The sequence below is a fragment of the Agarivorans sp. QJM3NY_33 genome (assembly GCF_050870865.2).
Classification (GTDB): domain Bacteria; phylum Pseudomonadota; class Gammaproteobacteria; order Enterobacterales; family Celerinatantimonadaceae; genus Agarivorans.
This window is the reverse complement of sequence record NZ_CP194039.2, coordinates 3,694,258-3,713,311: the sequence shown is the minus strand read 5'-3', so window position 1 is coordinate 3,713,311 and position 19,054 is coordinate 3,694,258. Positions and strand designations below refer to the sequence as shown.

At 46.9% G+C, this 19,054-nt stretch carries 17 protein-coding genes; 11 read left to right on the top strand and 6 right to left on the bottom strand.

The window, feature by feature from the left end; translation table 11 throughout:
* Nucleotides 1–25: 25 nt before the first annotated feature.
* The 4 genes from ACRRSY_RS16765 (at nucleotide 26) to ACRRSY_RS16750 (ending at nucleotide 3,721) form a co-directional block, all read left to right on the top strand.
* Nucleotides 26–433, top strand: coding sequence for an ExbD/TolR family protein (locus ACRRSY_RS16765; RefSeq protein ID WP_432452112.1), 408 nt, complete (start codon nucleotides 26–28; stop codon nucleotides 431–433).
* Nucleotides 434–435: 2 nt separating this feature from the next.
* A complete protein-coding gene (locus ACRRSY_RS16760; RefSeq protein ID WP_432452113.1) occupies nucleotides 436–1,083 on the top strand; it encodes a TonB family protein in 648 nt (215 codons plus the stop codon).
* 9 nt (nucleotides 1,084–1,092) lie between these two features.
* Nucleotides 1,093–2,304: a hypothetical protein gene (locus ACRRSY_RS16755; protein ID WP_432463670.1), complete on the top strand. Its 1,212-nt coding sequence runs from the start codon at nucleotides 1,093–1,095 to the stop codon at nucleotides 2,302–2,304.
* A gap of 238 nt (nucleotides 2,305–2,542) precedes the next feature.
* The gene (locus ACRRSY_RS16750) at nucleotides 2,543–3,721 is read left to right on the top strand and encodes a dienelactone hydrolase family protein (RefSeq protein ID WP_432463669.1); all 1,179 of its coding nucleotides are present in this window, start codon (nucleotides 2,543–2,545) and stop codon (nucleotides 3,719–3,721) included.
* Between the two features lie 243 nt (nucleotides 3,722–3,964).
* Here the strand turns inward: ACRRSY_RS16750 and ACRRSY_RS16745 are convergent, their stop codons facing one another.
* On the bottom strand, nucleotides 3,965–4,240 hold the full coding sequence (locus ACRRSY_RS16745) for a nitrogen fixation protein NifW (RefSeq protein WP_432452116.1): 276 nt from the start codon (nucleotides 4,238–4,240) through the stop codon (nucleotides 3,965–3,967).
* A gap of 203 nt (nucleotides 4,241–4,443) precedes the next feature.
* On the opposite strand from ACRRSY_RS16745, the gene ACRRSY_RS16740 reads away from it, so the two are divergent.
* Entirely contained in the window at nucleotides 4,444–6,171 is a 1,728-nt protein-coding gene (locus ACRRSY_RS16740) for a DEAD/DEAH box helicase family protein (protein ID WP_432452117.1), read from the top strand.
* Between the two features lie 164 nt (nucleotides 6,172–6,335).
* Here ACRRSY_RS16740 and ACRRSY_RS16735 read toward each other — a convergent pair whose 3' ends face one another.
* The gene (locus tag ACRRSY_RS16735; RefSeq protein ID WP_432452118.1) at nucleotides 6,336–6,941 is read right to left on the bottom strand and encodes a phosphoribosyltransferase; all 606 of its coding nucleotides are present in this window, start codon (nucleotides 6,939–6,941) and stop codon (nucleotides 6,336–6,338) included.
* A 90-nt stretch (nucleotides 6,942–7,031) separates the two neighbouring features.
* Between ACRRSY_RS16735 and ACRRSY_RS16730 the strand changes: the two genes are divergently transcribed.
* The 4 genes from ACRRSY_RS16730 to cynS all read left to right on the top strand — a co-directional run bounded on the left by ACRRSY_RS16730 (nucleotide 7,032) and on the right by cynS (nucleotide 11,423).
* Complete coding sequence (locus tag ACRRSY_RS16730) at nucleotides 7,032–7,604, top strand: phosphoribosyltransferase (RefSeq protein ID WP_432452119.1); 573 nt, start codon at nucleotides 7,032–7,034, stop codon at nucleotides 7,602–7,604.
* A 537-nt stretch (nucleotides 7,605–8,141) separates the two neighbouring features.
* The gene (locus ACRRSY_RS16725; protein ID WP_432463668.1) at nucleotides 8,142–9,002 is read left to right on the top strand and encodes a formate/nitrite transporter family protein; all 861 of its coding nucleotides are present in this window, start codon (nucleotides 8,142–8,144) and stop codon (nucleotides 9,000–9,002) included.
* Between the two features lie 17 nt (nucleotides 9,003–9,019).
* Nucleotides 9,020–10,753 (top strand): protein kinase domain-containing protein, encoded by a 1,734-nt coding sequence (locus tag ACRRSY_RS16720; RefSeq protein WP_432452121.1) that lies wholly within the window; start codon nucleotides 9,020–9,022, stop codon nucleotides 10,751–10,753.
* A 220-nt stretch (nucleotides 10,754–10,973) separates the two neighbouring features.
* The gene (cynS, locus tag ACRRSY_RS16715; protein ID WP_432452122.1) at nucleotides 10,974–11,423 is read left to right on the top strand and encodes a cyanase; all 450 of its coding nucleotides are present in this window, start codon (nucleotides 10,974–10,976) and stop codon (nucleotides 11,421–11,423) included.
* A 75-nt stretch (nucleotides 11,424–11,498) separates the two neighbouring features.
* Here the strand turns inward: cynS and ACRRSY_RS16710 are convergent, their stop codons facing one another.
* The gene (locus tag ACRRSY_RS16710) at nucleotides 11,499–12,218 is read right to left on the bottom strand and encodes a DUF5020 family protein (protein WP_432452123.1); all 720 of its coding nucleotides are present in this window, start codon (nucleotides 12,216–12,218) and stop codon (nucleotides 11,499–11,501) included.
* Nucleotides 12,219–13,242: 1,024 nt separating this feature from the next.
* Between ACRRSY_RS16710 and ACRRSY_RS16705 the strand changes: the two genes are divergently transcribed.
* A complete protein-coding gene (locus ACRRSY_RS16705) occupies nucleotides 13,243–14,610 on the top strand; it encodes a Do family serine endopeptidase (protein ID WP_432463667.1) in 1,368 nt (455 codons plus the stop codon).
* Nucleotides 14,611–14,695: 85 nt separating this feature from the next.
* Here ACRRSY_RS16705 and ACRRSY_RS16700 read toward each other — a convergent pair whose 3' ends face one another.
* On the bottom strand, nucleotides 14,696–15,607 hold the full coding sequence (locus tag ACRRSY_RS16700; RefSeq protein ID WP_432463666.1) for a LysR family transcriptional regulator: 912 nt from the start codon (nucleotides 15,605–15,607) through the stop codon (nucleotides 14,696–14,698).
* Between the two features lie 195 nt (nucleotides 15,608–15,802).
* On the opposite strand from ACRRSY_RS16700, the gene ACRRSY_RS16695 reads away from it, so the two are divergent.
* Complete coding sequence (locus tag ACRRSY_RS16695) at nucleotides 15,803–16,498, top strand: pirin family protein (protein WP_432452126.1); 696 nt, start codon at nucleotides 15,803–15,805, stop codon at nucleotides 16,496–16,498.
* 141 nt (nucleotides 16,499–16,639) lie between these two features.
* Here the strand turns inward: ACRRSY_RS16695 and ACRRSY_RS16690 are convergent, their stop codons facing one another.
* Both ACRRSY_RS16690 and ACRRSY_RS16685 read right to left on the bottom strand, forming a co-directional pair.
* Nucleotides 16,640–17,188, bottom strand: coding sequence for a hypothetical protein (locus tag ACRRSY_RS16690; protein WP_432452127.1), 549 nt, complete (start codon nucleotides 17,186–17,188; stop codon nucleotides 16,640–16,642).
* A 507-nt stretch (nucleotides 17,189–17,695) separates the two neighbouring features.
* A complete protein-coding gene (locus tag ACRRSY_RS16685; protein WP_432452128.1) occupies nucleotides 17,696–18,970 on the bottom strand; it encodes a hypothetical protein in 1,275 nt (424 codons plus the stop codon).
* Nucleotides 18,971–19,054: the final 84 nt, after the last annotated feature.

Genomic DNA, 19,054 nt, shown 5'->3' with positions numbered 1-19,054 from the left:
CAAAGATTAAATAGTAGAGTAGACAATGAGACAAACTAAGTTTTTATTCCAGCAAGAGGATGAAGCGCAGATCGATATGACGCCGATGCTGGATATCGTGTTCATCATGTTGATATTTTTCATCGTCTCCACTTCGTTTGTGCGTGAAGCCGGTATTGAAGTGAATCGACCCCAGTCGCAAACCAGTACCGAGCAAAGCCAAGGGGCGGTGATGGTTGCCTTAAGTGCTAAGGCCGAAATTTGGTTGGATGGTCAGGCGATAGACATTCGTATGTTACGTCCAACTTTGGAGCGTTTAAAGTCTGAGCAAGCCGATTTAGCGGTCGTGGTGCAAGCTGACGAGAAGGCCAGCACTGGTGATTTAGTGAAACTGCTGGATCAATTGCGCTTAGCAAACTTGCCGTACTCGGTGGCAACCCGGATGGGTGGTTAGTTATGTTGCGCTTGCTGGCATTTTCGCCTCTGGGTATTTTGTTTGCCTCGAGTTTTTTCTGGGCCTTAGCGCATCTTGCTGGCATCGGTCAAACGGCGAAGTTTGAACGCAGCGAAGCGCCGCACTTAAGTTTTTTGGCTGTAAAACAAGATAGCGATGTAGAACATCGCTTACGAGAGCGACAAAAACCACCAGAGCCAGAGCTCGAGGCTGTCCCAGAACTGCCACCAATGCCCTCGCAAACTTTAAGCCAAGCGCCACAGCCTAAAATCGATTTAAATTTACCGAGCATCAGTAGTACGCAAGTCGCGATTAGTTCGGTGAGTAATCTAATTCATATAGGCCCACCGGCTCCGGTTGCGGTGACGATTGATCGCAATCCGATGGCTTTGTCTCGGGTATCGCCAATTTATCCCCGCTCAGCGGAGCGACGCAAGATTGAAGGTAAAGTCACGGTGCACTTCACGGTAAAAGAAAATGGTGAGGTCGCGATTGGCAGTATTAAGGTGGTGAAATCGGATCCCAAAGGGGTGTTTGAAGCGTCGGTTAAGCAGGCTTTAATGCGTTGGCGTTTTCAGGTTAAAACCGAGAATGGTAAGGCGGTTTCTTTTAGAGCCTTACAAACTTTCGAATTTACTCGCGGTGATTAAGGAATGTTTATGTTAAAGCATATGATACTGCTGGCTTTACTTTGCGTGAGTGCTGCGGGATTTGCCAAGACTAATCAGCTCAATCAATATGAGTATAAGCAAATCAATAGCGCCTTGAGTTTGATTGAGCAACAGCAGCTTCAGCAGGCGAAGCGGGTGTTAGTGAAGCTTGAGCAGACACTCAAACCACTTGCGGCGCGGGCCTATGCTCTGGCAATTACTCGACTTAATTTGGCGCAGTTAGCCTTGAGCGGTGATCACTACCAACAGGCTCTTAATTATTATCAGCTCGCGGTGGACTCTAATACGCTCGAGCCAGCACAGCTGTTGCAACTGATGCTAGTCAGAGCACAATTAAATCTAGCCTTACAACATTGGGCGATTGGCGCTGAGCTATTGGAGACTTGGTTAAGCCAAGCCGAGCCAAGCTCAATTGCGGCTAGCCATTATCAGCTGTTGGCTCAGGCAAAATTGCAGCAGCAGCAATGGCGCGCTGGGGCGGAGGCGATTGAACGGGCCATCAGTATGCAAAAATCAGCAACGGTGCCGATAAATTGGTATCAGATGGCGATGGTCAGTCGCTCTCAGCTGTCGCAATGGCGCTTGGCGATCAAATGGCAAAAGCAGCTGCTGTCAGCCGAGCCGAAAAAAATGTCGCACTGGTATCAACTTGCGGCGTTGTTGATGCAAAATAAAGATGAGCCTGCTGCTTTGGCCAGTTTACGCTTGGCCTATCAGCAAGGATTATTTGAGAAGCCAAGCCAGTACACTTTGTTGAGCCAATTATTGATACGTCAAGGCAATGCCTATTTGGCGGCGCAGATCTTAGAGCAAGCGATGCAGCGTGGGCAGTTAAAGCGAAATAAGCGTTATCAGTCTTTGCTTAGTCAAGCTTGGTTGCTGGCCAAGCAGCAAAAGCAGGCGAGTGCTGCCTTAGCGCAACTTTTGAAAATTGACGATAGTGAAGCGAATTTACGTCAGTATGCGCAATTGTTATTGCAGCAGCAACAGTGGAATAAAGCACTTGATGTGTTACAGCATTTGGCGGATAAACAAGCTAAAGTTGAACCACGCTTGTGGTTAATGATGGGGATCGCCAATATTCATCTGGGGCAGTTAAGTAGAGCGCAACAGCTGATTGCTAAAGCAGAAACCGATGATAAGTTACGCAACGAGAGTCAAGTGTGGCTGAATTATATTAGTCAGGTACAGGCGGGCTAGCAGCCTGTTTGAGGGGCTCCGTTTGATACTCTCTAGTTGTTGCCTCCTTCGCTGGCGCTGCCGCTCAAGAATCTAAAAACGACGGTAGACACGATTTTTTATATTCTATGCAGTTAAACGTATGTTTTATCTGCTTTTACTTAATTTAACAATTGTGATTCCGCTAACGATAATCCTTGATTAAAGATCGTATTTTAAACCGATGTTTCATTTTGGTTTTAATCAATTAAGGATGCTTATGAAGCCACTCGTTGTTGCCAGTTTACTGAGTGCTGTAATGGCACTAACACCTCAGTTACTGCATGCCAAAGCCGCCGAAGGCGCGACGTATCAAATGCAAGCATTTGACCAAGCCCAGCGTAGTTTTCCGGTTTTTTATCAGAAGCTTAAACAGCGGATGCCATTTACCATGAGCTGGGCAAATAAGCAACTGAGTCCCCAACAGTGGCGGGAGCAAGGTTTAGCCAAAGCGCGTGAGTTGATCCTCCCTTATCAAGATGACACCCCCTTTAAACCGATGGTGATCGACCAAGTTGATCGCGGCTCTTATATTGCGCAAAAGGTGGTGTTTAATATCAGTAACGAGAGTCGGGTGATGGCGTTTTTGCTGACGCCGAAGGGCGAAGGGCCATTCCCCGCCGCGTTATTTCTGCACGATCATGGCAGTAAATTTGATATTGGCAAAGAAAAGTTTGTGCAAACCTGGGATGACGAGGCTCGTTTAGCCTCTTCACAAAAATGGGCCGATAAGTTTTTCACCGGGCGCTTTCCGGGGGATGAACTGGCAAAACGCGGCTATGTGGTATTGTCCATCGATGCCTTAGGCTGGGGCGATCGTTCGGTGCCTGGCTTTGTCACCGGTTCACAACAAGCGCTGGCCTCCAACTTGTTTAACTTAGGTGCTTCCTTCGCCGGTATTATCGCGCTGGAAGATGTACGCGCTTCAGAGTTTTTAGCCAGCCAGCCGCAGGTGGATAAACAGCGGGTTGCGGCCATAGGTTTTTCCATGGGGGCATTTCGCTCGTGGCAGGTGGCTGCCTTATCGGATGCGATTACCGCCAGCATTGTTGATTGCTGGATGGGGACGATGAAGGGTTTGATGGTACCGGGTAACAATCAGCTGAAGGGGCAATCGGCTTTTGCGATGTTGCATCCCTATATTGCGCGTTATCTCGATTACCCTGATATCGCCGCCCTGAGCGCGCCGAAACCGATGTTGGTTTATGCGGGCGCTAAAGATAAGCTGTTTCCGGTGGATTCGGTGAAGTCGGCCTTCTATACCCTGCATTCGGTTTGGGACGCCAATGGTGCTGGCGATAAGCTAGAAACCAAGTTGTGGGCCGATAAAAGTCATACCTTTACCGAAGATATGCAGCAGGCGGCCTTTGATTGGCTAGATAAGCAGTTTGCTCGCTAGTTGTGGTGAAGGTAGTTGTTAAGGTAGCGGTTAAGGTAGTGGTGAAGGGGGCTTTCGCTTGCTCGAAGCCCCCTTGATTCAATTCTACTTTCATTAGCGTCGCTCGCAGGAAGTACCACTACGGCAGGCAGAGCGCGTTGTTTTGATTGGCTAAATAAGCAGTTTGCTCGCTAGTTGTGGTGAAGGTAGTGGTGAAGGGGGCTTTCGCTTGCCTGAAGCACTCTTGAGTCAATTCTACTTTCATTAGCGTCGCTCGCAGGAAGTACAACCACGACAGGCTGATCGGGTGTGTGGATCGAGCCTGCTGCGTTGCACCTTGCAATAGGCATTTTTCAGTGCGCGGCGTGCAGCAAACCAATCTTCGGGTTTGCTTAGTAACAGATTCCCCATGAAATTCTTCATTAAGGCTTGCCGATATTGCTCGATAAAGATTTGATCGTAGTCGATCTCAAAATAGCTTAGCGCTTGCTCTATACAGCTAAAACTGGCGATGGTTTGTTGGATCTGTGCTTGGCTCATGGTGATTGATCATACAAAACTTTGAGTCCCAGTGTAGCCAAGTTTCAAGGGACTTTTTTTGATATCGCCCCGTTCACCGGCATCATCCACTGAAAGTTTTGGTAAGGGCTTCACTTTTCCCGAGGAAGCAAACGCCTGCGAGGCCTATTGAAACATGGCATAATCGAGCTCATCTTTATTAATCGCAGGAACCCGGGCCTTTCATGTTACAACTGCGCGATTATCAACAAGCGGCGGTAGATGCTGTATTGAGTCACTTTCGTCAAAGTGATGAGGCTGCCGTTGTGGTATTGCCCACCGGTGCAGGAAAAAGCATCGTGATCGCCGAGCTGGCGCGCTTGGCACGACACCCCATCCTAGTATTGGCGCATGTTAAAGAGTTGGTCGAGCAAAACCAGAGTAAGTTTAGCGCCTATGGCTTCGAGTCGGGCATTTTTGCGGCGGGCCTTGGCCAAAAGCAAGCGCAGTTTCCGGTCACCTTTGCCAGCGTGCAATCGCTGAGTCGTAATCTGGGGCAGTTTAGCGGCTACTATTCGCTGTTGGTGATTGATGAATGTCATCGGGTGAGTGATGATAGCGACAGCCAATATCAAGTGATTATTGAGCATTTAAAACAGCAAAACCCCCAGCTCAAAGTACTCGGCCTGACCGCAACCCCTTATCGCTTAGACAAGGGCTGGATTTACCAACAGCATTATCACGGCTATGTACGCAGCGAGCAGGCGCGCCCCTTTCACAAGTGTATCTATGAATTACCTCTGCGGCATTTGATAAACAAAGGTTACCTAACGCAACCCTTGTTGGTTGACGCTCCCGCGGCACGCTATCAGTTCGACGAGTTGCCCAGCCAATACAGTGAAGCCCAGCTGGATCAATTTTTGTCTGGCTGTCCTCGAGTGACTCAAGCCATCTGCCAGCAATTACTCAAGCTGGCCGAATCGCGGCGCGGGGTGATGGTATTTGCTGCAACGGTTAATCACGCCAGGGAAATCGCTCACTATTTGCCCGACGAACAAACGGCGGTGGTGACGGCGGAAACGCCGCATCAGCAGCGTGACCAGTTGATCGAACAATTTAAACAGCAGCAGCTTAAGTTCTTGGTGAATGTATCGGTGCTTACCACTGGCTTTGATGCACCACATGTTGATTTAATAGCGATTCTGCGGCGCACCGCCTCGGTAAGCCTGTATCAGCAGATTGCCGGGCGGGGCTTACGTTTATATCCGGATAAAAGCGACTGCCTAATCGTTGATTATGCGGGCAATAATTACGATCTCTACCAGCCGGAAATTGGCGAAACCAAGCCCAATCCGAATAGCACTTTGGTGCAGGTTGAGTGTCCGCAATGCCAGTTTGCTAATATTTTCTGGGGACTTACCGACAAAGATGGCGACATCATTGAGCATTATGGAAGGCGCTGTCAGGGCTTAGTTGAGGATCCAAATTATCCCGAAAAATTAGTGCAATGTAACTATCGTTATAAGTACAAACAGTGTTCGCAATGCAATGCCGAAAACGACATCGCCGCGCGTCAGTGCCACGCCTGTGGTTTTCAGATGATTGACCCAGATAAGCAGCTCAAAGATGCGCTGCAACTAAAAGATCGTAAGGTCTTGCGTTGCAGCGGGATCTCGGCAAGTTGTGCTGGCGACAAGTTGCGTATTACCTATCATGATGAAGATGGCGCAGAGCTCAGCGAAAGCTTCAATTTTAGTTACGCTAAGGCCAAGCAGCAGTTTAATCAGCTATTTTGTCGTCGTGTCGATGGTGAAAAGCAGACGCTTGATAGCGCCATACAAGCCGAACAAGCGATCCAGCACTTGGTGGCCCCCGATTTTGTGATCGCCAAACAACAAAAACACTATTGGCGAATTGAGCATCGCATCTTCGACTATCAAGGCAATTTTAGAAAAGCCAATCAGCAGTACTAGTGGCTGTCGCAGAGGACCTCGATGGCGATCCACGACCGAGTAGGGCCGCTTTTAACACCGGAGCTTATGAATATCAGCACTAAGCGGTGAGTCTTAATAAAGATAAAGCGGCCGATCAGCCGCTTTTTTGTGTCTGGGAGTGGTGCTGAGGAGCAGCAGTTCGTTTATTTTGTTTGTTCGGTTTTGATTAGCGGGGCGACAAAGGGTTTGTGTTCGGCGATTTCTGCGGGGCTGAGTCCGGTGAGTTCGTAGGGAAATACCAGCCACTGCTCGGTTTGATGCAGACAAAAGTCGGGTTTTAGCTGGGTTTGGTTAAACTTAGGACGCTCCCAAAGGGTGGCCACTTTGACCTGCGTTGGCATGTTGCGTTTTAGTTTACTTTGCAGCCGATTAATCACCGCCACTACGTTATGACCGCTGCTAAACACATCGTCGACAATAAGCAGACTATCATCAACATTGAGGTTTTCCAGGAGGTATTGAATACCGTGTACCCGAATCGAGTCTGGTTGCTCTAAGATTTGCTGATAATTGGCTTGGCCCTGATAAGAGGTACGTACCGAGATGTGATCGGTGACTAAACCAAGGGTTTGCAAACACTCTTGCACGTAAATCCCCACTGCGCTGCCGCCACGCCAAAGCCCGACAATAAAGCTTGGACGGAATCCGCTTTCAAATATTTTAACGCCGAGTCGGAAAGAGTCTTGGATCAGCGTATCTTCATCTAAATAATGTTTTTGCAGCTGGTCTGTGGGCTGGTTCAATGGCATCTTAGTATCCTTGAATAAGCGGGCTGATTAATGCTAGTTTTATACTACAACTTTGACCCTGAGGTCAGCTTTTTAATAGGATACATGGAAATGAGTGAAAAACTCTATATTAGCGGCCAAGATCTTTTAGAAGACTCATTCCGTTTGGCTGAGCAAGTGCTGAGCAGTGGCTTTCGTCCCAGCTTTATTATTGCGGTATGGCGCGGCGGGGCACCGATTGGTATTGCGGTACAGGAGTTTTTGGCTTATCACGGTATCACTAGCGACAATATTGCCATCCGCACCGCTTCTTATGCTGCGGCGATTGATAATCAGGCCAAAGAGGTCAAGGTGTTTGGCCTAAACTATCTGGTGAAACATGTGCAGCAGCATGACCGCTTATTGATTGTTGATGATGTGTTTGATACCGGACGTTCCATCGATGCAATTATCAGCGAATTAACGCGTTTGGCGCGGCTGAACACGCCCAGCGATATTCGTGTGGCCGTGCCTTATTTTAAACCGGAACGCAATAAAACCGAGCGGGTGCCCGATTACTTCTTACATGAAACCAGCCAGTGGTTGAAGTATCCGCATTCCTTGGAAGGCTTAAGTCCGGATGAGATCGCAGAGTATCGTCCCGAGCTTTATCAAATTATCAAAGCCCACCTCCCCAAAGCTTAACTGCTGTTTAGCTCTCAGGTATTTGCTTTCCTGACCAAGCAGATACCTGATAGTGATGAAACGGCTTTTATTTCGTCTCGAAGCTATCTTCAAAATCGGTGTTCCTTGGGCATCCCTGCAGATGGATGTTGCCGAGGACTGCCGTAACACTTCCGCAATACTAAGAGGTCTTTAAACCGCAGTTCTGCCTTGAACGAGCCTGTTGGTGAGAGAGGTACACGCCGCACTGAAAACTACCCATAAAGTAGTATTTTTCATTAAATTGAATAGCTTAGGCTATATATTGGTGCGCTTTATCTTGGCTGTTGCTGGTGATTCCTAGACTTAAACGTTGCTCGATAGCTTACTGTTACTGATTTGTTATCAATTTGCTGGAGGTTGGTTCTGCTTGGCTCAGCAATTGCTATAGAGACTATGTTGCGCAAGCAAAGATCGCATCAACCAGTTGCAGTGATCCTTGATACTGCTTTGTAAAGGTGGGTCGTTGGTCTTATGAGCCATCAGAAATTTTATTCAATTAGTCATAAAGGGAAAGTTATGTCTTATTTAATTCCAGCAGAATTTGTTAGCAAAATGGTCGACGCGGGTGAATCTAAAGTATTTATGTCCACTCGCGATACTGTGATTCGTGCATTTATGGCGGGGGCTATTTTAGCGCTGGCTGCTATTTTTGCGATTACCATCGCGGTGAATACCGGACACTTCTTACTGGGGGCCATTTTGTTCCCCGTGGGTTTTTGTATGCTCTACCTCATGGGTTTTGATTTGCTCACCGGGGTATTTGTACTGGTACCGCTGGCCTTGCTCGACAAACGCCCCGGGGTTGATGTGCAGGGTTTACTCCGCAACTGGGGTTTAGTGTTTTTGGGTAATTTTGGCGGCGCGTTAAGCGTGGCGGTGATGATGGCCTTTATTTTTACTTACGGCTTTAACGTTGAAGCTGGCGCGGTGGGGGCAAAGGCGGCCAGCATTGGTGAAGCACGTACTCTGGGGTATGCAGAGCATGGGGTTGCGGGCTGGTTTACTATTTTTGTACGCGGCATGCTATGTAACTGGATGGTCTCAATGGGGGTTGTTGGCGCGATGATCTCTACCTCGGTGAGCGGGAAGGTGATAGCGATGTGGATGCCTATCTTCTTATTCTTCTATATGGGCTTTGAGCACTCGGTGGTGAACATGTTTTTATTCCCCTTCGGTTTAATTATGGGGGGAGACTTCTCGATTATGGACTACTTCCTTTGGAATGAAATTCCAACCGCACTGGGTAATCTGGTTGGCGGCTTAGCCTTTACCGGTTTAACTCTGTATACCACTCACGTGAGAACCGCACCTAAACGTCAGCTGGCGAAGGCACCTCGTGTCACCGCGGAAAAAGCCAGCGCTTCAGTGAATGCTTAAGCAAGGTTGACGTCACGATGACCAGCCTATTGCAAGTGAGCATTGGCAGCTATTCTGATAAGGGGCGCAAGCCCCTGAATCAGGACTGCCATGGCAGCCTGATCCCTCGCGACTCGTTGCTTGCCTCCAAAGGCGTGGCGGTGGTGATGGCCGATGGGATCAGCTCCAGCCAGCTTAGTCATATTGCCAGCGAGACCACGGTGAATAGTTTTTTAGATGACTATTATTGCACCTCAGAACTCTGGTCGGTTCAACATTCGGTCGAGCGGGTACTCGCTGCCAGCAACGCCTGGTTGTTTAGTCAAACGCAACACAGCCCTTACCGTTACGACAAAGACAAGGGCTACGTATGCACTTGCAGTGCCTTGGTTGTGAAAGGTGATGTTGCCCATGTGTTTCATGTGGGGGATACCCGGGTATATCGTTTGAATCAGCATGGCTTGGAACAGCTCACCCACGACCATCGCTTATGGGTTTCTGAGCAGCAGAGTCATTTAAGTCGTGCCCTGGGCATTGAGGCTCACTGCCCGTTCGACTACCAGTCGCTGCGGGTACAGGCCGCTGACGTGTTTATTCTGGCCACCGATGGCGTCTATGAATTTATTACCGCCGCGGTGCTTGAACAGGCGCTTAGCCAGCATGCAACCGACTTACAGGCCGCCGCAAAACAGATTGTCGAGCAGGCCTATCAAGCGGGGAGTGATGACAACCTGAGCCTGCAAATTGTTCGGGTTGAACAGCTGCCAAAGCCCTTGGCGCATCCCTTACTGGAAACCCTGGGTTCACGCCCTGTTCCACCCGACTTAAGTGCTGGCTGCTCATTTGACGGGTATCGAATTGTCCGTCAATTGCACGCGAGTCCCCGCAGCCATGTGTATTTGGCCATAGATGAGCAAACGCTCAGCCAGGTTATTTTAAAAACGCCGTCGATTGAGATGCGTGCCGATCCCGCTTATTTGGAGCGTTTTGTGAGCGAAGAATGGATCGCTCGCCGGATCAACAGTGCCTATGTTGTGAAGGCGGCGTCGCAAACGCGTCCGCGCCAATATTTTTATAGTGTATTTGAATACATCGAAGGACAAAGCTTAGCGCAATGGATCACCGATCATCCCAAGGCCGAACTCGGCACGGTAAGGGGCATGGTGGAGCAAATTGCCAGGGGGTTACGCGCCTTTCATCGTATGGATATGTTGCATCAGGATCTAAAGCCCGACAACATCATGATTGATGCTACCGGCACCTTAAAGATCATTGATTTTGGCTCGGTGTGGGCGGCGGGTTTAGCCGAAACGAGCAGTGAGGGGGAATCCTCCTGTTTGCTTGGGACCGCATTATACGCTGCGCCGGAGTATTTTTTAGGTGAGCCGGGGAGCATCCGTTCCGAGCAGTTTTCTTTGGCGGTGATTGCCTACCATATGTTGTCGGGGCGTTACCCTTACGCAACCAAGGTGGCGAGGGCGAAAAGCTCTGCCGCGCAGCAGCGTTTGCATTATCAATCGGTGTTAGACAAAGACCGCGAGATCCCCGCATGGATCGACGATGCTCTAGCCAAGGCCCTGCAGCTGAATCCAGATAAACGTTATTCAGAAATTAGCGAATTTCTGGCCGATCTACGCCGGCCAAACCGCCAGTTTTTAAACCAAAGCCGAGCGCCGCTGGCCGAGCGTAATCCGCTAGCGCTATGGCAGGGGATCGCCGCAATGTTGGCGATGCTGGTGATTTTTTTACTCACGCAACTAAACACCCGTTAAAGCCCTCGGCTTGTTTCGCCGGGATGCTTGTTGCGGCGCGTTTGGCTGTGATTTCAGCAAGGCGGCAGCCCATGTTGCTGGTTCGGGAGCAAATACCAGCTAAAGGGGGATTTGTCTCGTTCAGGCGCAAATAAGGGGCTGGATCCAAAAACGTCTGGTTTGTCCACCCGTGAGTCCGCCTTAAAGCGACCCTTATCACTTAATCAGAAAGGATGCTGCAATGATTACCAATAGAGAACAAGTAAGCCAACTTATTATGGCGGCGAAAGTTGCCAAGGGACTCAAGTGGGCCGAGCTGGCACAGGCCATTGGCTTGTCTAAGGAGTGGACCACCGCCGCCTGTCTGGGGCAAATGACCTTAAATAAACGTCAGGCCGAGCTTATCGGTGAGCGCTGTGACTTGCCCGACGAAGCGGTGGCCTGGTTGCAAATTGCCCCCTATAAAGGCTCGTTGCCAACGGCGATCCCCAGCGATCCACTGATTTACCGCTGGTATGAAGTGGTGAACGTCTATGGAACGACCATTAAGGAGCTGATCCATGAAGAATTTGGTGATGGCATCATGAGTGCTATCGATTTTTCAATGGATATCAGTAGGGAGTTAGATGAGAAGGGGGATCGGGTAAAAGTGATCCTGTCGGGAAAATTCTTACCCTATAAATCTTACTAAAATATGCGTGAGCGTTGCCAGGCAGGGATTTAGTTGTAGTAAGGGTGAGCAAACACTCACCCTCTTTCCAGCCGACTAGAAGTGCCATTTCACCAATAGGGAAGCCACTCGTTCGTCAACATCGGTTCCGTATTTATTGTTCCAATACGCATATTCGATACCGACATAGAGTGGTGAGCTGAAGCCTAAGTTTTTGCCTGCATTCCATTTAATTTGGGGGGTTAAGTTCATTTCTGACTTGTTGGTTTCGCTGGCCGAAGACCAATCCATAAAACCATCAATCAGGAAGTCTTGTGAACCAATACTAAATGGTGCCCCCCAAGTGATGGTGAGCTGTTCATCGTTGGCGCTGATGTCGTTGTTCACCTGATAAACATTTACATTAAAGTATTGGAAACCAGGCACGGTGATATCCACTCCCACGCCATATAAATAGTTATTAAAGCCGTCGCCCATTTCCCAGGTGCTGGCGAAGAGTACATCTTTAATTGGTCCGAGCGAAAATGTGCTGTCGGTGAGTTTGTTGAAACTTAGGCGAGGGGAGAGCTCACCGTAAAAGCTGGCATCGCCGTCCTTTGGCATGGTTCTATCGATGAAGAAGAAATTATCTCCCCAACTATGGCCACTGGCATGCTCAACCGTCATCACCTGCATTTTACCGTTGGGGGTAAACTCATATTCAGTACCATACAGGTAACTCAAACTAAAGGTACTCCATTGCATTTCTGCTGAGGCCTGAGTCGCTGAGAATAATCCAGACAAGGCAATGCTTGCCAAGGCTATTTGTTTTTTCATTGTGTATTCCTTTACTTAAATAACGAACCAAAATTAAAACTGACTGTGTGGTCAAGTCTGTAGAGTTAGCAATAAATTGGCCAAGTGGTCAGGTTATTACAGGGAGAAACTGAGATGCCTTTAACTTTTTCTTTAACATTAAGTGCTTGCGTGAAACAAAAAATTAAAGTTAGGCTAAGTTTTGTTGAATTTAGTGATATAAATTTGCACGAAAACTATGCGTAGATCACATTTTCTCCCCAATTTAAGGCGCTCTCTGTGCTGCGAATTGTTCGCTAAAAACGTACTTCTGAGTCGATAAATGATGTTGAATGGGCGCGTTGTGAGCCTCGAAAATCTTCTCCTACGGTGCTTTTTAGGGGAATTTAGGCGCATTTAAATAAACTTTTTAAATGTATTTAATCAACAAGCTATTGAAAAATAATTTGTTGACCTCATCTTCAAAAATCGGGTAGCTTGTTCTTCGGGTTGGTTTTTCTTTGGTGGTTAGCGCTTATTGCTTGGCGACTGGAGAGAGATAAATGGACTTCAAGTTTGCAAATATTATTGATGTTTCAGACTTAAACGATCAAGCGAAGCCGTGCATGCGATGAGTTTGCTGGCGATGACTGAACCGATAATCTAAGATCGCCCAAGGCGATGCTTTGGTTCATCAGCTGGGACTGGTTAGTCTCATCTTGGATCTGATTATCGAGTTAGTCATTGTTTGCCGATGAGTGCTGTGCAGTCGTGTTCAGCGAATCCCTTGGGTAGTTGCGTTCTGCTCATTGGCGATAAGGAAGGAGTAAACGAAGGAAGTTAAAGCAGCAGTATCATCAAGCTGACAATTGTTTGGTTTTTCCAACACACTTTGTCTTTAGCGGATGATGCCGAAATGGAAGTCATTGTTGCCAGAATTAAAATGGTGTTTTGTAAGACCCCCTAATTGCGCATAAAAGCTAAGGGTGGAATTACTTCAATGTCGTCCTGAAAAGGCACAACCGTTAATTTTAAGTTAGTCAAAGTAAAAGGTGTGGAGGAAAAAATGTATCGTAAAATTTCTATACTCGTTTTATTGTTGTTCACGCTAGGCGGCACCCAAGCCTACGCGGCAATTCCCAATGTAACCACTGAAGGTAAGCCATTCCCTTCATTGGCGCCGATGATTAAGAAAGTTCATCCTGCAGTGGTTAATATCGCCACTTTTTCAACTCAGCAATACCGTAATAACCCACTACTTAACGACCCGTTTTTTAGGCATTTCTTTAATATTCCAGAGCAACAACAGCAACCGCAGCAACAGCCACAAAAGCGCCAACAAAGTGCTGGCTCGGGGGTGATTATTAACGCCGATGAAGGCTTGGTGATGACCAACTACCATGTGATTAAGGGCTCCGATGAAGTACAGGTCTCTTTGGCCGATGGTCGAAGTTTTCAAGCGAAGGTTCTGGGACAGGATGCTGAGTTAGATATTGCGATTTTAAAAATCAAAGCCGATGATTTGGTCGAAGTTAAATTAGCCGATTCCAGTGAATTGGAAGTGGGTGACTTTGTGGTGGCCATTGGGAATCCTTTTGGTTTAGGACAAACGGTGACCACTGGGGTGGTGAGCGCCTTGGGTCGCAGTGGTTTGGGCATTGAAGGTTACGAAAACTTTATTCAGACCGACGCTTCGATTAACCCCGGTAACTCAGGGGGAGCCTTAGTTAACTTAGCCGGCGAGCTGGTGGGCATTAATACCGCAATTATTGCGCCTTCGGGCGGTAACGTGGGGATTGGCTTTGCGATCCCGATTAACATGGCCAAGGCGAGCATGGAGCAAATCATTGACCATGGTGAAGTGAAGCGAGGTCAAATTGGTGTCGGCATTCAAGATATTAATGCTGATTTAAGAAAGGCCTTTGAGCTAGAAAATGGTCAAAAAGGAGTGCTGGTTACCAGTGTATTAGAAGATTCTCCAGCGAAGAAGGCCGGGATTAAAGCGGGAGATGTGATTATTGCCGTTGATGGCAAAAGCACTGGTTCCACCGGACAACTTCGCAGTCAAATTGGTTCGAAAGCCATTGGTGATAAAACTAAGTTAACTATTTTGCGCGATGGCGAGAAACTACAACTTAAGGTGAACATTGCCAAACCGCAGTCAGCCGTGAGCGCAGAAGGCAAGTTGCATGATTTGCTTGACGGCGTGCAGTTTGCGAAAGATCCAGAGGGTAATGGCGTATTGGTGGCAAATGTAGCCGCGGGATCGATTGCAGCCTATGGTGGATTGCGTCCGAACGATGTGGTTGTGGCCGCCAACAAACGGCCGGTAAAAGACATTGCCAGCTTGCAAAAAGCTTTGTCGCTGAATAAAAAAGCGGTGCTATTGCAAGTGAATCGACGTGGCGGTTCGTTGTTTATTGTACTTCGTTAAGCCAGTAGGCCAGCTTCGGCTGGCCTTTTCTGCAAGGCTTTTCTCTGGCCCAACGCGCTGAGCTAACCTGCCATATGTTTAAACATTATGGTTTAAGCGGGCACTCAATCTTCCAATCAAGCTTACATAGTTGTTGAACAAACCAATCAAAGGCTTTACCCGTTTGCTGTTTGTGCCAGGCAATATAAATATCTTGTGCGGGCCGAGGCAAGTGACAGTTTTTTTCTATCAACGATCCATCGTCTAAGTGAGACTTAATTAGGTGTTTCGGTAAAAAGCCAGTCCCTAAACCTTGTTGCTGGGCAACAATTTTAGCATGCATGGTATTTACCCGTATGACCTGTTTACTGATAAACAAACCGCTATCGCGTACCGGTAATTGCTGTGAGGTATCTGTCACCACAATTGCGGGGTATTGCGCCAGTTGTTCGGCACTGATCGGCGTTTCTACAAGCGCTAGCGGATGTTCAGGCGCGACGCAAAACACGAACATTAAGCTGCCAATTTTATGCATATTAAACAGGCCTTTGGGGAGTTCTCCATTGGCACCAATCACAATGTCGGCACGGCGACTGTGCAGCGCGTCCCAGCCGCCGCCGAGGGCTTCCACGCCAAGAGTGATATTGACATGCTGCTCCAGTTGACTAAATTTTTGTAACAGCTGAAACAGGGGGGCACTTGGGATCACGGTATCGCGAGCAATGCGGAGCTCACTTTCCCAGCCGGAATCTAGTTGTTGGATCGAATCCAGCATCCGTTGACTCGCGAGTAACAGTTCTCGACCGTGTTGTAAGGCGAGTTTCCCTGCTGGGGTTAGCGTGGCGCGTTGCTTGCTTCGATCAAACAGATCAACGCCGATGTCTTGTTCAAGTTTCTTTATGGTGTAACTTAAGGCTGAGGGCACCTTGTATAAAGATGCGGCTGCAGCAGCAAAGCTCCCCTGTTTATCAATGGCATCCAGTGCTTTTAAGGCTTCGAGAGTAATGGCATCATTCATGATTGGCTCCATATTCAAATTTTTTGAACTTAAAGCTCAAAAAGTTCCGTTTTTTAAATCAGTTTAACCCGCTTACACTTAAAGTCGTTAATCGGTAGCGACCTGTTTGCTAAGTTAGCGATTAAAAAATATTGATGTGATTTTGGCAGATTAAGTCATTATCACCCTTCAGACTGGAATAGAGGAGACTATCTTATGTTCACAAAAAGAGCCGCAAATCAGCGTGGCCGAGCTAACTTTGGCTGGTTAGATAGTCAACATAGCTTTTCATTTGGTCAGTATTACGATCCGCAACAGATGGGGTTTTCTGCATTAAGAGTGATCAATGATGACGTCGTTTCAGCTGGCGCAGGGTTTGATACCCACCCGCATCGTGATATGGAAATTATTAGCTATGTGCTTGAGGGTTGTATTCAGCATAAAGATAGCGAAGGCAATATGCAGAATTTACCAGCTGGAGAGTTTCAACTGATGTCGGCGGGGCGGGGGATCTACCATAGTGAATTTAATGCCTCGGCCACCGAACCATTACATTTTTTACAAATTTGGATTGAGCCGGATATTTTTGGCAAGCAACCGGGCTATCAACAGAAAAATTTTGGTCAAGAGCCCGGATTAACCACCGTGTTAACACCGACCGGTGAGCAGGGCAGCTTGCAAATTAAGCAAGATGCGCGTTTGCATCAGTTGATCCTGGAGCCGCAACACAAGCTCAGCTTTTCCATTCAAGCCGGACGGCGACTTTATGTCCATCAAATTGCAGGCCATTTAATGGTGGACCAATTATCGCTGCAGGCTGGGGATGGGCTAAAAGTTGAAAACTTGGAGCATCTAGAGTTCATCAATAATGGGGAGCAGCGAGTGCTCGCGCTATTGTTTGATTTGCCTTAGGCAGACCGACAAGGGCTTTGGGGATGTTGAATCGTGAGATTTTTGAAGAAAAAGCAGAGAGGTATTCGCTAGCTTTACTGAGCTGGATACCTCTGGTTGCGCTAAACGCTTTTAGCTTGAAATATGTCGCATTTTAACGCATTAATTAAAATTAGGTTGGGCAAGATTAACCCCACGTTGTTCAACGCTATCGGCAAGTGCTTTGTTATATTTCGCTAAACGTTCTAAGGTTTTTTGTTTTTTTAGCTTCTCAGTTTCACGCTTCACCACGGTCATCACCTTGCTTGGCGATTGCATTCCAGTATCGTAATATTGCTTAATCGCATTACCGATAGAAAAGTAATAGATTGATATTTCAGATAGCAATTTGGGTTCAAGTTCAAAGGTTGAATCAGAGTATTTTGCTGCCTGAAACACATAATCATTGAGTTTAATGCCAGCAATATGCTCTTTATAGACATACTCCTTGGTTTTTACGCGCTCAATGTATTTATCCATATTTTCTACATTAAAATTTAATTCTTGATACATGGATTCGGCAACATAATAGGTACCTCTATCCGCTTTCACCAACTCCAGCTTTAAAGCAACGTCAAAGCCAACAATCGCCGCGTAGTAAACGCCGACGATGGTTGCAGCGATGGTAAAAAAGTGGCCGATCCAATAAGCTGGTGAACGTAAATCACTCATGTGTACTTCCTTTTCGTTCATTGAAATAATGGTATTATTTACTGCGTGCCAATCGTTTGCTCTAAGAGATATAAATCGGCTGATTGTGTTATATATAATTTAGATGTTTTAGTAAACGATTCTCGCTTAAAAATTTAATGCGACTGTGAGCGTGAATCGTTAGATGTCCACTATTCTTAAAATGAATCATTTGGTAGCCGGAGCTTTGGGTCTGCTCTACCATGACACTGGCAATCTCCTTGGTTATCTAAGACTTAAGGGGGGAGTTACGAGGCCATTTTGGAGCATGAAGCCGACACTCATCGATCAAAGATCATGATGCTTGAAAGTATAGGCGGGTGAATAATCCAGAGCTGATTTTTTAAATGATGGTCATTGGTTTTTACTTTAAATGTAATGGAGTGCTGTTTAGTTTTTTAGGTGAGTGTTTTTACTTCGGTTTTCTCTTGTTGCTTATGGAATGGGTGCCTGTATTCGCACCCATTTATTTAATTTTGGCATGTTATATTAATCATATTTAATATTAATGATAAACATCGCTGCTAAATCATCAATATCTTCATTTGCCCAACTTATTTGGCAGCCTAAGTCAGTATATTTACTCCATTGGTAATGACTTTTAGCATCTAAGAAGCTTGCTTTTAAATCTTCCGATGTCCCAAGGTAGTTATCTATATTCATATGCCCGGCAGCAAATTGTAACTGCCACGCTTTGGAAACTTGCCAATTTAGGCGGCTGGCGATGATTTGACCGTCGTTATCTTCATGACCGAGGCCACCAAAAAACTGTCGATAAATGGGGCTGGCATCATTGCGGTTGCTATTGTTGATTAATCCAGAGTAGGTGTCGAAGCCTCGTCCTATTAGCCCGCCATCAACAAAGCCGAGAGCTTGGGCCTGAAGCTTAAATGCGGGGCTGATTTGATAACTGGTTTCGAGGAAGCCAGCATACCCATTATTTCCCCAAGTGGTGTAATAGCCGTTTTTTTCGGTGGAATCCGACAGAATAATATTCATTGCCCCTTTCACCGTGAAGTCATTAAAATGACCAGTGAAAAAAGGTGAAATATTATGGAAGTAGTCGATCCCATAACCGACCGAGCCAGCGCCAATCGCTGAGTTACCAATGTTATTTTCGCTACCATCGAAGTACGCCCATAACATTCCCCAGTCCCAGCGTTCTATTTTGCCCATTGCGGCCAGGGCGTACATACTTACATCTGCATAGTAATCATCTAGCTTGGCAGTTGTATCATACTCACTTTCTGAAAAACGTAAGTCGTAAATACCAATCAAATTAATCTGTTTGCCGTGGTCAAAGTTATAGCTTTTCATCGCCAATAAGCGATCTCTTCGGTCATTATTAATATTGAATCCATAAGCCCAATCGGCTCGTTGACGACCAGCTCGCAGCAGGAGTCCGTCTTTTGCATATTGAGCAAAGCCTAAATCGAGAGAGAGCCCATCGTTGTTTTCGCCATCGGTAAAATTGGTGGCGGGGCTGCCACTGTGACGCCTGTCGCCAGCCCAGTTATAGTAAGCTTGCCAGCGGCTGTGAATCGACCAACCATCGTTTAAAAGAAGGTTGGCTTTAATCCGCATCCGAGATGTGAAACCGTGCTCCGAGCTATCATTATCGGGTTTTATTACATGGCTTCGAACATAAGCATCCATAGCAAAGTCTAATTTGGCATCGTCTGCAATATTATATGAAGAGGCAAAACTCGCTGAAGATAAGAGTAGTGTTGTCGTTAGTAGGTAATGTAATTTTTTTAATTTCATTTCTATTTTCCATAATATTTAAAATCGCGAATATTTTATCATTCACTTGAATGGCCGATTACCATCAAAATAGGGAAAGATAAT